Source organism: Sphingobacterium sp. UBA6320, from assembly GCF_002440335.1.
Lineage (GTDB): Bacteria > Bacteroidota > Bacteroidia > Sphingobacteriales > Sphingobacteriaceae > Sphingobacterium.
The window spans coordinates 25,319-40,230 of the sequence record NZ_DJTA01000016.1 but is presented as its reverse complement, the minus strand read 5'-3'; the positions used below and the strand labels follow the sequence as shown (position 1 = coordinate 40,230).

The window sequence follows — 14,912 nt, the reverse complement described above, 5'->3', positions numbered from 1 at the left end:
CCATTGTTTTAAATTGCTGTTTTTCAGCGTCTTAATCTATGTATTGGTCTTCTGTAAGTGTACGCTTTCGAACACTTAGCGTTCGTAAGCGTACATGTGAAGCATATTCTTATTCATTCCTTAGTGTATCTATAGGATTGGACAAAGCAGCTTTGATTGCTTGAAAACTTACGGTTACTAGCGTTATCAATAAAGCGATGCTCCCAGTGACGATAAAAATAGACCAGTTTATAGAGATACGATAAACATAATTTTCCAACCACTTCTCCATAAATAAGTATGCTAATGGTGCAGCTATGAGAAAACCAATTAATGTAAGCCAGATATATTCGGTAGATAAGAGTCTCCACAGACCAATTTCTGAAGCACCCAATACTTTGCGAATTCCGATTTCTTTTTCACGCTGTTCGGTCAGAAAGGAAACAAGAGCATAGAGCCCAAGGCATGAGATCAAGATTGCAAGACACGTAAATAGACTGGTTAGACTTCGAATCATTTCCATCTGCGTAAATTCTTTGGCATACGCTTGATCTGTAAAAGTATATTCAAATATAAGGTTCGGATCCGTTGCCATGAATTTTTCTCCAATAGCTTTAAGTGTTTGACTTTGATGCTCATAATCTTTCAAGCGAATGGTAATTTTGTTTTTCGGAAGAAAATCCAAGAAATACGCTGTAGGCGTGATCGACTTAAACGGAGATTCCGAAATGGTGTTTTCAATAACACCCAATATCTCATAAGTCTTTCCGCGTTTACTTAATGTGTTGCTATTCAACGATGTCAAACCCATAAATTTTGCAGCGGCTTCATTAATAATAACCCCAGACGAATCTGTTTTGAAATCTTTAGAAAAGTTTCGCCCTTTTAAGAAATTCCAGCCTACCGTATTGCCAAAGCTTTCATCAACTGTGCATATTCCCAATATAGAGCCCTCAATAGGATCATTACCTTCCCATGTAAACCCACCACCAGATAGTCCAAGTCTATTCACAAAACTCGAAGAAAGGGTTGCATCTTCAATAAGTCCTTTATTTTGTAAGTCTCTTTTGAGAACTTCAAAATTTTTCCTGATTTCTGGACTGCTGCTGATCACATTGATTAGGTTTTGGTTATTATAGCCGATCAGGCGTTCTTTGACATGGTACAATTGCTGTATAACCAAATAAGTGGCAATCATCATAAAAATGGAGATCGCAAATTGAATTACCACCATGACTTTACGTGGTTGAAATCTACCTTTGCTAAGTTGTAGTTTTCCTTTAAGAGCAAGAGTCGGGTTGAAGGAGGATAAAAATATAGAAGGGTAGATGCCTGCTAATAATCCGATTACAAAGATTGCCGCAAACGAAATAGCATAAAATAAAGGCGAACTTTATCGAAGTTCGAGCTGTGCATGTGTAAGTTTATTAATCCATGGTAATAGGAGGAGTGTGAATAGCATTGAAAATACAAACGAAATACCAACAGACCAAACGGATTCTACTAGAAAGCCTTGAATTAATTGTTTTCGATTGACGCCAAATGATTTGAGTACTCCGACTTCTTTACCTCTTTTTAGACTTCTGGCAGTGCTCAGGTTGATAAAATTGATACACGCCAATGAAAGGATCAAACAGCTGATTAATGCAATCATCCAAACGTATTGAATCTGTCCACCATTATTTTTACCATTTTTAAAAGACTCGTACAAATGCCATTTCTCCATAGGATGCAATAGTATTTCAGGATTGATATCGGTGAGTTTTGTTTTGAAAACCGCAGTCAATTTTGATTCAATAGTAGGAATCAGCTTACTATTGGTAACCTGCACATAAGTATTAAAGTAGCAATTGTTCCATCCATCAGCAATCCCTTCGTTTTTTGCTAAATAATCTGCAATCGGTAAAATATAGTCCAATTGGTAAAAAGTACTATTCTGAGGAAGATCTGCATATACCCCTTTAACGAGATATTGATCCTTTCCATTGAGCTGAACGATTTTTCCAATCGCACTTTGGCTTCCAAATAAGCGAGAAGCTAATGATTGCGATATGATGAATGTATTAGCGTCAGTAGGAGTGGAGACCTCACCCTCAATAGTTTGAAAACTAAAGATCTCCGAAAATTTACCTAAAGCATAGCAGCCACTGGCACTTAGTTTTTTATCCCCTGCTTTGAAAATGGTACTTTCCAATCCTGTTGATAAAGTGACTTGTTCCATTTCATCTTTAAAATCAGATTCGATCCATTTTGCCAATGGAATTGAGGTCGATGGATCGGTAGACATTTCGTCATTGAAAGTACCTGTGACCATGACTTGATAAATGGTATCGTAGTTTTGAAAGTTTTTATCAAAAGAAAACTGTTTCAATATCCAGAGGGTACTGATTAAAGCAACGGTAAAACCGAGAGCAAGACCGATGATATTGATCGTTGCGTTCCATGGATTACGTTTTATATGGCGTAGAGAAGTTTTAAAAAATAGCTTTATCATAATTCTTAATCAATTGTCTTATTGTAGGAATCTTTTTGATACTTGATAATTATTCGTCTCTTAAACTATTTGCAGGATTGATAATAGCAGCTTTAATAGATTGAAAGCTCACAGTAAGTGCCGTGATGAGCAATGTCAGAATTCCTGAAAATAAAAATATCGATATTGGTAGAGTTGTTCTAAAAGCAAACCCTTGGAGCCAGTCGGTAGCACAATATAAAGCAAGAGGAACTGCAATAATATTCGCTATAATTACTAAGATGAAAAACTCCTTATTAAGCATCCGTATAATCTGGAAAACAGTCGCGCCGAGCACCTTTCTAATACCAATTTCTTTTGTTTTTACCTGCGCCGTGTACGTACATAAACCTAAAAGACCTAAGCAAGAGATTAATATGGTTATGGCAGCAAAAAAATTAAATATGGTACCCTGCTTTTGTTCACTTGTGTATAGTTTTTGATAACTATCATCTAGAAAATTGTAAGTGAAAGGCATATCATTATAGTATTGCTTCCAAATTTTTTCCATAGCATTTATAGCAGCAACAGTTTCATTCTCTTTCGTTTTTATATAAAGCTGCCGAGAATTCTTGGGATTAAACTTAAAGACGATAGGTTCAATCTTCTGACGTACACTAGCATAATTAAAATCATTCACGACACCAATAATAGTTCCAGGCACAGTTCTGATTCTCAAACGAGTGCCAATAGGATTTTTTAAACCCATCTCTCTGACAGCTGTTTCATTGATGATAAAATGGGTAGAGTCTGCTAATGAACCCGTGAAATTTCGTCCCTCTACTAGTTTTATCTTAAAGAAATCGAGTGTATGTTGGTCTGAATGGGTGATACTAAACCATAAGTTTGACTTTGCAGGTTTTCCTTCCCAATCGTTATCTCCAGTAGCATCACCGCCGTGGATCATATCACGACCAAGTCGGATCACATCATTTATGCCTCCATTTTTTAACAATTCATTTCGGATAGCATCAAAATGTTCGCCCATTTTTGATCCCATAGGAACCGTGAAGATATGTTTTTTTTCGTAACCGAGATTTTTGTTTCGTATAAACTCTAGTTGACGCCCAATCACAATTGTCATGGTTATCAAAACAATAGAAACTGTAAACTGTAATACAACCAATACTTTTCTTGAACTTGATTTTTTCATGCCCAGGTTACCTTTTAAGACTTTGATCGGATCAAAAGTTGATAGTAGCATGGCTGGATAGATGCTAACTAAGATTAATGTTCCAACAAGCAAGATAAAAATGTACATCCATAAATGAATATTAGATAGATCCAGAGATATTTGTTTACCAGAGAAGGTATTAAAAATGGGCAAGAACATGAAAACAACAGCTATTGCAATGGTTACTGCAAAAAGAAATAATAACGTAGTTTCTATGATAAATTGAAAGAAAAGTTCTTTTTTGCCAGCTCCAATAATTTTTCGAATCCCAACCTCTTTGGCCCTATTTAAAGAACGTGCAGTTGAAAGATTAATGTAATTAATACTCGCTATTGTTATAATCATCAGCGCGACACCCATAAAAATATGTACAGCACCGATACCCCCATCAGTACCATCCATACGGTACAAATGAACTTTAGACAATGGTTGTGCGACATAAGGTACAGGAGTATCTTCTGGTTTATTGCGTTCATGTATCTGCTGCAACTTTTTGGTTAAAGCAGTGAGGTTCGCGTGAGGAGTTAACAGCAGATAAGTTTCAAAGGAAAAACTAGACCAATCCATATCCATAGATGACAAATATGTTTTGTTGTCATAAGTGGTTTTGTTTTTTACATAGGCCTGCTCATTAAACCTCGAAAGGGGAAGAAGTACCTGTATTTGTAAACTTGAATTCTCAGGATAGTCTGCGATAACACCAGATACCATACAAAGTTCATCTAGACCTATCGTCAAAGTTTTACCTATGGGGTTTTCATTACCAAAATAACGACGGGCAGTACTTGCTGTGATGACAATTGAATTGTTGTCCGGAAAAGGCAACTTTTGATTGCCTTTTATTAAAGGAAAGCTAAACACAGAAAAATAACTTGGGTCTACAAAAGCAAAGCTTTTTTCGATAAATGTCTTTTCTTTATACTTGATGGGGCCGTCACCGATTTTGAATATACGTACAGCATCTTTTACTTCTGGAATCTCTTTTTTCGCAAAAGTACCAACAGGAGCAATGATACTCTCAAATATTTTTTTAGTTATTCCAGTTCCACCCTCAATACCAATTTTATAAATCATGCGCTCATTTTTATGAAATCGGTCAAAGGATAGTTCATCTTGTATCCAGAGCATCAGAAATATGCCTACGACTAATCCCGCAGACAATCCTAAAATATTAATGCACGTATAAAATTTGTTAGAGAAAATACTCCGCCATGCGATTTTGATATAATTCTTTATCATCATTTTTTTGATTGTAACAGGTTAGTCAATATGATTACTCATCTCTTAGACTTTTAATGGGGTTTCCAAAAGCAGCTTTTAATGTTTGATAGCCAATGGTCATCAGTGCCATGATTATAACCGTAAATAAAGCGGTTACAAATGCCCATATGGGCATTTCAATACGATAGATGAAATCATTAAGCCAATTATTAAAAAGATAATAAGCAATAGGACTAGCAATTAAAAATGCCAATAAAATGATTTTTAGATAGCTTGATGAAAGCAAGTTTAAAATTCCTATCGTACTTGCACCTAGTACTTTCCGTATTCCGATTTCCTTACTCCGGAGTTCTGCAGTATATGCCGCTAAACCTAAAAGACCAAGACAAGCAATAAACAATGTCAACATGGAAAATACGGTCATAACTTTAGAAGAACGTGTTTCATGCTCATATTGACTTTGGATATATTGATCTAAGAAAGTGAAATCGAATGCAGCTTCTGGAGCAATAGAAGAATACGCTTTTTTGAGTTCCAACAAATACGCCTGCAGATCTCCTGCTTGATATCGAATGAGTAAATTTCTCGGAGATTCAGGTGATTTATTCATCGTGTAATAGGTGTAGCCACCTATTGATGATTTTAAATTTGAATAATTGAAATCTCTTACAACTCCTCTGATAATGGAATTTGTAGCACTCATTTCTGTGATGATGGGTTTCCCAATAGCTTCTTCAGGTGTTCGATATCCTAAAAAATGAAGAATTACTTCATTTATCAACACGTAACAAGTCGAATCTGGTTTACCGATAATACTCGGTAAATCTGAACCAGCTAATAACTGCAAGCCTAGTGTTTCAATAATTGGTCCGAATGTAACGGCTGTTTGTGTAGGTAAGCCCTGTTTGTCCGTTAGAAATTTATATACGGTCTTACCACTTTCATTATAACCTGGAATGGATTGTGCGTAAGTGGAAGATTTAGTAGCAGGAATATTTCCTATCGCATGGCTAAGTGCATTGATTTTATCCAAACCTTTTATGGATCGAATAGGGATCGATAACACACTTTGAGGCTGATAACCCAAATCTTTATTTTTGACAAAGTTCATTTGCAAAAGCATAATGATGATGCCAATGATGAGGGTAATAGATGTCGCAAATTGAAACAGAACCAATAGCTGTCTTGTTAATACTTTTTTTGTTCCATTATTATCACCTTTTTTCATTAAAGTAATGGATTTAATTTGGGACAGATAGAGAGCAGGATAACTTCCAGCTATCAAGGTAATACTTAACCAAGCTATAAACACAGGGCTTACATTTTGCCAATTGAGTATTTGAGAAATAGCAATATCGTTTTGACTGATGGCATTGAATAGTGGTAATAATAAAATGGCTAAAAATATTCCGATCGCCATTGCAATTAGGCTGATGGTTGCGGTTTCAATATAAAATCGAATGATGATTTGTTTTCGACTAGCCCCTAAAACCTTATTGATGCCCACTTCCTTACTGTTTTTTTGAGATTTAGCAGTTGCTAAATTCATATAATTCACACAGGCAATTATAATAATCAAGAAAGCGAGGACAGAGAGGGTTCTGATCGTTTGAATATCTCCAGTACGCGTAGTTGGTCCAGTTTTTAGATCTGATGAATATAGATGCACTTTTGATAAGGGCTGTAAAAAAAATGCTGTAAAAAAACGGTTATCTTTTTCACCATACTTATCGATCAACTTCGTAGCCTGTTGGGCAATATTACGAGGATCTGTACCATCTTTCAAGTGAATATAGGTTTCATAACTCGCGTTACTCCAATATACATTTTTACCCATCCAAGAGTCCATGATATTAGAAATCATCTCACAATCAATTGTGCTATTTTTTGGCAAGTCTAGATATACAGCACTCACTTGAAATGTATCTCTTTGATTTACACAAATCATTTGATTTAAAGCAGATTGGCTTCCAAACATTTTTTCCTTGGTAGATTGAGATATCGCAATACTTTTAGGTTGATGAAATACCGTCTCTTGATTTCCCTCAATAAACTGAAAATCAAACATGGAGAAAAGAGAAGAATCTGCTAGGTATAAATTTTTCTCAATAAAATTATGATCTCCTGCGCGGATAGAAGCAGGGGCGCCAAAATCATTTTTCACCAAACGTGTCATTTGTTGTACGCCCGATAAATCCTCTTTTACAGCAGGACCTACGGCATTTGGTAAAGCAATCCATTTTTCCTGATTATATTCTGGAGAAGTCTGCATATACACACGGTAAATGTTTTTGCCCTTCTTGAACATAGAATCATAGCTCAATTCTTGTTGAACATAAGCAAATAATAAAACGGCAGTGCAGATACCAATTGCTAATCCAATGATATTGAGAATGCTGAAAAATTGATGATTCTTAATACTTCGCCAAGCTGTTTTGATATAATTCTTTATCATAATTTTTTCGATTGTCAATCATTGTACAATATTCTTTTTACTTAACAGACAAAGCCGTCGACTTCTGAAATCGACGACCTTGATCTTTACTTAACACCTAAACACCACTAATTAAACGATGATCACTCATCACGTAAACTATCGATCACATTTACCTTCGCAGCACGGATAGCCTGATAGCCAATTGTCATTCCTGCGATTAATAAAGCGATACTTGCTCCAACTAAAAAGATCCAGAGACTCAATTCTGTTTTGAAACTGAAATTAGCCAACCATTCGTTTGAGAAATACCATGCGAGTGGCCCAGCTATGAGAATGGCAATACCTAATAATCCCACAAATTCTCTACCCAATAGCTTAACGATTTGTGCAATACTTGCTCCTAGAACTTTTCGGATACCAATTTCTTTGACTTTAGTTTGTGCTGAATTGGTCGCTAAAGCGAGGAGTCCAAGAGAAGAAACAAAAATAGCGATCGAAGCAAATATGTTAAAAAGAAGACCGGTACGTAAATCAGACTTATATAACTGATCAAATTTGCTATCTAAAAATGTGTATTCGAACGGTTTTTCCGAAGGATAACTATCATAGATCGCTTTAACTTTCTCAATTGCTTTTTGTGCATTTAAGGCTGTCGTCTTCACATATAGAGTACCCGCAAACCGGTGTGTCCAAAACACCATTGGACCTATCGGGTTTTTTAGATTATTGAAATTGAAATCCTTGACCACACCTACGACTGTTCCAGGAACCTCATGTAACGACATTTGAGCGCCCAGATAGGGCTTTTTCAAACCCATTTGTTTCGCCATAGTTTCATTGATGATATAACTTGAAGAGTCCGAAGGAGTACCCTTGATATTACCCCCCTCCACGAATTTCATACCCATTAAAGGAATAAAATTTTTGTCGATAGTAGCACGTCCAACAATAAGAGAATAATCTTTTGGACGGCTCGGCCAATCGATATCCCCAGTAGCATTACCATAACTCATCGGATCATATAAACCGTTGATGGAGTAAGAAACAATAGCAGGATCGGCAGCAAGTTTGGTTTCCACTGTAGATTTATTTTCTACAGAACCTTCATTAAGCTGAACCGTGAAAATATATGACGTATCATATCCTAAATCATAATTACGGATGTATTTCATCTGTTTTTGAATGACCAAGGTGCAGATAATCAGTATGATGGATATGGTGTATTGAAATACAACCAGACCTTTTCTAAAAATACTATTTTTTGGTTTGGACGATTTGCCTTTCAATGCCGCTATGGGTTTAAAAGATGACAGTTGTATGGAAGGATATATGCTCGACAATAATACCGTCAACAGCAGGGCAGATCCAATTAAAATCCACAATGCTGGATTATGGATATCAAATACCATTGATTTACCAGAAATACTGTTATATGCCGAAAATGATAATCCTACCCAGATCGCCGCCACAAAAGTGGCTAAGGTAAATGTCAGAAAAGTTTCTGCCATAAATTGAAAGAACAGCTGTTGACGGCTTGCGCCCACAATCTTTCGGATACTGACTTCTTTAGCACGATCCATCGCTCTTGCAGTGGAAAGATTCACATAGTTGATGGCGCCAATAAAAAGTAAGAGCAAAGCTACTACAGCAAATATCTGCACCATGCGTAAAGCCGATTTGTTCCCGTCAGGAGCAATTAAATGTTTATCAGCAAATGATCCAAGTTTAAAAGTTGTGTTGGTATTGCCTTCACGTGCCTGAATAAATCTATTATTGATTTGTGTAATTGCTTGCTCCGGATCTGTTTCAGGACGTAACTTTAAATAAGTATCAAAGTAGTAATTTCCAAGATCCTCATCAATCGTCTTCCACACCCCATTACCTCCATTTTCTGTAAATGATTTAGCCAAATAAGCCATAGGAAAGATAGCATCGTATCTTAAAGATGAGTTTTGTGGTATATCCTGAAATACGCCTGTCACCAAGAAAGGAGTTTTCGCTAAGAGAAGCGTCTTACCGATTGCATCCTGTCCATTAAAAAGTTTTTTCTGAAGTGTTTCGCTAATCGCCACTTCATCTAGAGAAGTCAATATATTAGGCTTGCTGGATTGAATTAGTGGAAAGGAAAAAAAACTAAAAAATGAACTGTCAGCATAGGCTATAGAAAGGCCACTATAAACATCTTTTTGATCCTTTAAGCTAATAATACCGGAATATTCTGGTGCTATTCTCACTGAGGATGCTACAGAAGGAACGTCCTGAGCGTAAAATCCAACGGGTCCCGGAGTGTTATTGGATATCTGCTCCTTATCACCACCTTTCCAAATATTATGAACATTGTAAATTTGTTTATAATCTTTGTGAAATTTGTCAAAACTAATTTCGTCCTGTACCCATAGCAAAATCAGGATTGCAGTTGCAATACTGATCGAAAGTCCTAAGATATTGATAACAGTATAAAACTTGCTTTTTTTCAAATTACGCCATCCAGCTTTGATATATTTAAAAATCATAATAATGGTTTTCGACAGTTTGCATTTTAGGTTTTTTGTTTTCGAAATTTATAATGCCAATCCTTAAGCCATAATTTTAATAAACTTATTTATAGGTTTTTATGTTATTGCTAGCATCTATGTAAGTGTACGCATCCGAACACTTAGCGTTCACATGCGTACATATTAAGCTGTATACTACTGATCCCTCAAACTTTTTACAGGATTAGCTCTTGCCGCTTTTAAAGCTTGGTAACTGACGGTCACAAAAGCAATGACCAAGGCACTCACACCCGCTATGGCAAACATCCACCATTGCATATCAATATGGTATGCAAAGTTGTTCAACCACTTGTTCATCGCCCAATAGGCGACAGGTATTGCAATACATATGGCTATAATAACCAGTTTAATAAAATCGATGGATAATAATTGTATAATGCCAAAAACACTAGATCCTAAAACTTTACGGATGCCAATTTCTTTAGTTCGTTGTTGTGCGGTATACGTTACCAATCCCAATAGGCCCAAACATGCTATAAAAAGAGCAAATCCTGAAAAGGTGGTGAAAATTCTTTGGAATCGATAATCCGCTTCATATTGACGTCTAAAACTCTGATCCAAAAATGTATAATTGAATGGAATTTGAGGAGCGACACCAGTCCAGATTTTCTCGATACGGGCAATAGTTTCCGGAAGATTTCCTTGTTGCAATTTGATCGTTATAAATTTGCTGCTCCAAGGTTCTAAGCGTAAAGCAAGAGCTTCAACTTTGTTGTGTAGCGAGAGGTAGTTAAAGTCTTTTACAACTCCAATCACTTGTCCCTCTTTGCCCCATTGCGCAAAACGTTTTCCGATGATCTCTTGTGGATTACTATAACCCCATAACTTAGCAGCAGCCTCATTAATAATTAAGGAGTGTGCACTGTCAGCAGGAAAATCTCGGGAATATGCTCTTCCTGCAACCATTTCAATACCCATATTTGGGATAAAATCGATATCTACTTCAAAGAGAGCTGGACTCAATATCGTCATTTTTCCTTCAGTAGATTCTATTTCTGTACCTGCATTAGGAAAAAATGCACCTGGAACACTACGTGATGATGATACCGCAATGACGTCCTTATCTCTTTTAAACTTATTTTTAATCGCTTCTAAATTTTTGTTGACATCATTGTCAAAATTGTAATCAATGACAAGCATCTGATCTTGTTGAAACCCCAGATTGGTATGCTGTAGATGATGCAATTGCGAAAAGACAATACAGGTTCCGGCAATAAGCACAATGGACAAGCCGAATTGGAAAACCACTAATCCTTTTCTTAAAAATTGTCCTCCAGCAGCAGTTTTAAATGTACCCTTTAATACTTCAACAGGTTTAAAACGTGCTAAAATAAATGCAGGATAACTTGCTGCAATAATACCAGTAATCGTTACAATGGCAAGGAAAATACTAAGTGTAGTCATATTGAATAGACTGCTCCATGCAAAATTTTTACCTGCAAAGGCTTCCATGGACGGAAGAAGTATAATAACCAATAGCAGTGCTAGCAGTGCAGCGATAAAAACTAAAGCTAAAGATTCACACATAAATTGTAGGATCAAATTGCGATGGTTAGCACCAATTGCTTTGCGGACACCAACCTCTTTTGCTCTTTCCATGGATCGGGACGTAGCCAAATTCATGAAATTGACACAGGCGATGAAAAGTATAAATAGACCTATGATAGCAAATATATACAGATTCTGTACACTGCCCGTTACACCTGGCTGTCTGCCTGCTGCCGAATGCATATAGGCATCTAGCATGGGTTCGAGATAGAAGTTAAACTTATCCTCCTTAGAGGCACCATGCTTTTTAAGAAATTGAGGAATTTTTTTATTGAAATTGGGCAGATTAAATTGATCAGAGACCAGCACATACGTATAAAAATCTACATACCCCCAAGAGTCAAAAATATCTGAACGTGCTTGTTTAAAGGTACTCATGGATAATAAAGCATCAAAAGTAAAATGAGAATTGGAAGGTACATCTTCAATAACCGCAGTGACCTTATATAGACCTGGGTTAGCACGACCTGCTGCAAGTCCCCCTTCCAATGTTTTGCCAATCGGGTTTTCATTGCCAAAGTATTTTTTAGCCATACTTGCTGTTAGAACAGCAGTATAAGGAGCGGTCAAGGCTGTTTTTGGATTACCAGCCAATACTTTCCAGCTAAAAACGTCAAATGCCGTTGAGTCCATAAAAAAAACACGCTCTTCCTGAAACACCTTCTCTTTATTCTTTAAAGAAATGGATGTTACTCCAGAAAATTGAACCACATTTTTCACTTCAGGGAAATCTGCTTTTAAAGCAGGTCCTATTGGCGCAACTCCCCAGACATCATTGCGTGTGGTTTGCTCTTTTTCCTCCCAGGAATTGATCACACGGTAAATCCGGTCTTTGTTTACATGGTATTTATCATAAGATAACTCATCATGAATATATAATACAATTAATAAGCAGCATGCTAACCCTATGGCTAGGCCAATGATGTTGATGGAAGAATAACCTTTGTTTTTCCAAAGATTTCTCCAAGCGATCTTTATATAGTTCTTGATCATTTTTAATAATTTAGAGTCGTGGTTTATTTCAGACTACATATACTTTGAATGGTTTTACTCATCTTTTAAACTATGGACAGGGTTGACTAATGCCGCACGTATAGCCTGTGAACTGACTGTCAATAGCGCAATCACAATAGCCAGAATTCCGGCAATCGCAAACATCCACCATTTGATATCAATGCGATAGGCAAAATCCTGTAACCACAAATTCATCATCCACCAGGCAATAGGAGAGGCAATGATGATCGAGATGACTACCAGTCGGATAAATTCAAAAGATAGCATGCGTGCAATGTCAGGAACACTGGCACCAATTACTTTTCTAATACCAATTTCCTTTTTACGTTGGTTTGTCGTGAATATAGCTAAACCCAATAATCCAAGACAAGCCACAAAAATGGTCAGGGCTGCAAAAATGGTTAAGAGCTGACCCGTTTTAAGTTCCGATTGATACGTCTGATTATATCGCTCATCAAGAAAAGAATAATCGAAAGGAAGATCTGAAGGAAATGCTTGGTAATGTTTTTTTACTGTTGCCAATAATTTTTCCATGTTTGTCGCTTTTGTTTTGATAATCAAATTTCCCGCTTGGTCACTCAATACCATCACCAGAGGCGCTATAGTTTCATGTAACGGTTTGAAATGAAAATCCTCAACCACACCAATAACCTGCAGCACCTTATTATCTTTATTGGTCAGTGTCCTTCCTATAATGTTGTCTTTCCAACCCAGATTTTTAGCTGCTGTCTCATTAATCACTACCGAAAGACTGTCGTTGCCATATGCCTTTGAAAAATTACGTCCCTCTTTGATCTTCATGCCCATTGCAGGAATGTATTGTTCATCGACGTCATAGCGAAGTGTTTTCACCCACTGATTTGGATTTTCTTTCGGATAGATAAAGAAATTGTTATTGTAGCTATCACCTGCCGGTAAGTAGGAGGAATGAGAGATGTGCATGATGCGACTATCTTGAGCGAGCCGCTCAGCAAATGCTTTTTCATTTGCCCCCAAAGGCCAGCTTTGTACGATAATTACATTTTCTTTATCATATCCCAATTTGATATGGCGCATATAATCCAACTGACGGCTCACGACCACTGTACAGAAAATCAATCCAACAGAAATCATAAATTGAAAGACAACCAAGCCACTTCTTAAGCTCAATCCTTTTTCAGAAAGGTTCAGCCTGTTCCTTAATATCGATAAGGGGTTGTAAGATGATAAGTATAATGCAGGGTAACTGCTGGAAAATAATCCGATCAGTAGGCCAAAACCAATTAAAAACGGAATGGTGGTGAAAGGGGAAAGCTGTGTTATTCCTAAAGATTTACCCGAAAAGTGATTGAATAAAGGAAGGGCAACAACAACAATACAGACAGCTAAAAGTAAAGCAATATACGTGATTAAAATACCTTCCGTGAAGAACTGGATTAACAGTTTTTGTTTTCCAGCTCCCAATACTTTTCTTACCCCAACCTCCTTAAATCTTCTGGATCCGTTAGCAGTAGATAGATTCATAAAATTGATCGTAGCGATCAATAACATAAAGAGTCCAATAACACCAAAAATATAAAGATATTTGATATTTCCGGAGGGACTTAAATCATAGACGAAATCTGAATGTAAATGAATGTCAGTTAAAGGTTGTAAGTAAAGTCCGATTTTATTTCCAGTCTTTTTATACTCTTCGTAACTCATTCCGAAACCCGCCATAAACTGTGGCCCGACATGCTTATCAAATAGAGTAGCAAGTTTAGTTTCTACCTGTCTGATCGCAGCATCTTTTTTCAATAAGGCATATGTATAATATTCAGAAGTCATCCACGAGTTGGATTTTGCATCTTCGAGCGCTTCGATAGAAGTGAAAATATCAAAATTGAAATGAGAATTTTTGGGTATATCTTGCATGACACCCGTTATTTTTAGAATAGATTCATTTCCTTTGATCGGCAGTTCTTTGCCGATCACATCAATGGTATTGAAATATTTTCTAGCCATCGTTTCACTTATGATGGCGGTATTTGGTTGTGTTAGAGCCGTTAAATGATCGCCCCTTAAAAGCGGTAATGTAAATATGCGAAAGAAAGCAGCATCGACGTAGGCCAAATGTTCGTCGTGGAACACTTGATCTCCCACCATAAAGAGTGGAGCGCCTCCGATTCGCAGACGAGCAGTTTCTTCTATATCTGATGATAATTCAGCCTTCATCGTAGATGCTACAGGAGGCATAACATGTGCTTCTTTGAGATCACCGCCCTTTACTTTACCCTTAAATACCACACGCACGATACGGTCGGCATGGTTATTAAAACGGTCATAACTGAGCTCATCGGTAATATACAGACTGATCAGCAAGCAGGTGGCGATACCTAGAGCCAATCCACAGATATTAATTAAGGAAATAGTAATATTCCGCTTTAGGTTTCGCACTGCTATTTTAATGTAGCTCTTGATCATGGCTGCTATATAGTTAAAATGTTAATTTTA

The 14,912-nt window shown here is 36.8% G+C and carries 7 protein-coding genes; all 7 read right to left on the bottom strand.

Annotated features, from left to right (window positions below; genetic code table 11):
* Positions 1 to 109 precede the first annotated feature (109 nt).
* Complete coding sequence (locus B3P23_RS09635) at positions 110 to 1,213, bottom strand: ABC transporter permease (RefSeq protein WP_293925528.1); 1,104 nt, start codon at positions 1,211 to 1,213, stop codon at positions 110 to 112.
* A gap of 159 nt (positions 1,214 to 1,372) precedes the next feature.
* Entirely contained in the window at positions 1,373 to 2,473 is a 1,101-nt protein-coding gene (locus B3P23_RS09630) for an ABC transporter permease (protein ID WP_293925527.1), read from the bottom strand.
* Positions 2,474 to 2,522: 49 nt separating this feature from the next.
* Complete coding sequence (locus B3P23_RS09625) at positions 2,523 to 4,907, bottom strand: ABC transporter permease (protein ID WP_293925526.1); 2,385 nt, start codon at positions 4,905 to 4,907, stop codon at positions 2,523 to 2,525.
* Positions 4,908 to 4,938: 31 nt separating this feature from the next.
* The gene (locus B3P23_RS09620) at positions 4,939 to 7,341 is read right to left on the bottom strand and encodes an ABC transporter permease (protein WP_293925525.1); all 2,403 of its coding nucleotides are present in this window, start codon (positions 7,339 to 7,341) and stop codon (positions 4,939 to 4,941) included.
* 122 nt (positions 7,342 to 7,463) lie between these two features.
* Entirely contained in the window at positions 7,464 to 9,836 is a 2,373-nt protein-coding gene (locus B3P23_RS09615; RefSeq protein ID WP_293925524.1) for an ABC transporter permease, read from the bottom strand.
* A 177-nt stretch (positions 9,837 to 10,013) separates the two neighbouring features.
* The gene (locus B3P23_RS09610) at positions 10,014 to 12,419 is read right to left on the bottom strand and encodes an ABC transporter permease (RefSeq protein WP_293925523.1); all 2,406 of its coding nucleotides are present in this window, start codon (positions 12,417 to 12,419) and stop codon (positions 10,014 to 10,016) included.
* 54 nt (positions 12,420 to 12,473) lie between these two features.
* Entirely contained in the window at positions 12,474 to 14,882 is a 2,409-nt protein-coding gene (locus B3P23_RS09605) for an ABC transporter permease (protein WP_293925522.1), read from the bottom strand.
* Between the last annotated feature and the right edge of the window lie 30 nt (positions 14,883 to 14,912).

Coding starts and splice junctions, on each gene's coding strand:
- B3P23_RS09620 (WP_293925525.1), bottom strand. CDS start 7,341: ATGATAAAGAATTATATCAAAACAGCTTGGCGAAGTATTAAGAATCAT.
- B3P23_RS09630 (WP_293925527.1), bottom strand. CDS start 2,473: ATGATAAAGCTATTTTTTAAAACTTCTCTACGCCATATAAAACGTAAT.
- B3P23_RS09625 (WP_293925526.1), bottom strand. CDS start 4,907: ATGATGATAAAGAATTATATCAAAATCGCATGGCGGAGTATTTTCTCT.
- B3P23_RS09610 (WP_293925523.1), bottom strand. CDS start 12,419: ATGATCAAGAACTATATAAAGATCGCTTGGAGAAATCTTTGGAAAAAC.
- B3P23_RS09615 (WP_293925524.1), bottom strand. CDS start 9,836: ATGATTTTTAAATATATCAAAGCTGGATGGCGTAATTTGAAAAAAAGC.
- B3P23_RS09635 (WP_293925528.1), bottom strand. CDS start 1,213: ATGGTGGTAATTCAATTTGCGATCTCCATTTTTATGATGATTGCCACT.
- B3P23_RS09605 (WP_293925522.1), bottom strand. CDS start 14,882: ATGATCAAGAGCTACATTAAAATAGCAGTGCGAAACCTAAAGCGGAAT.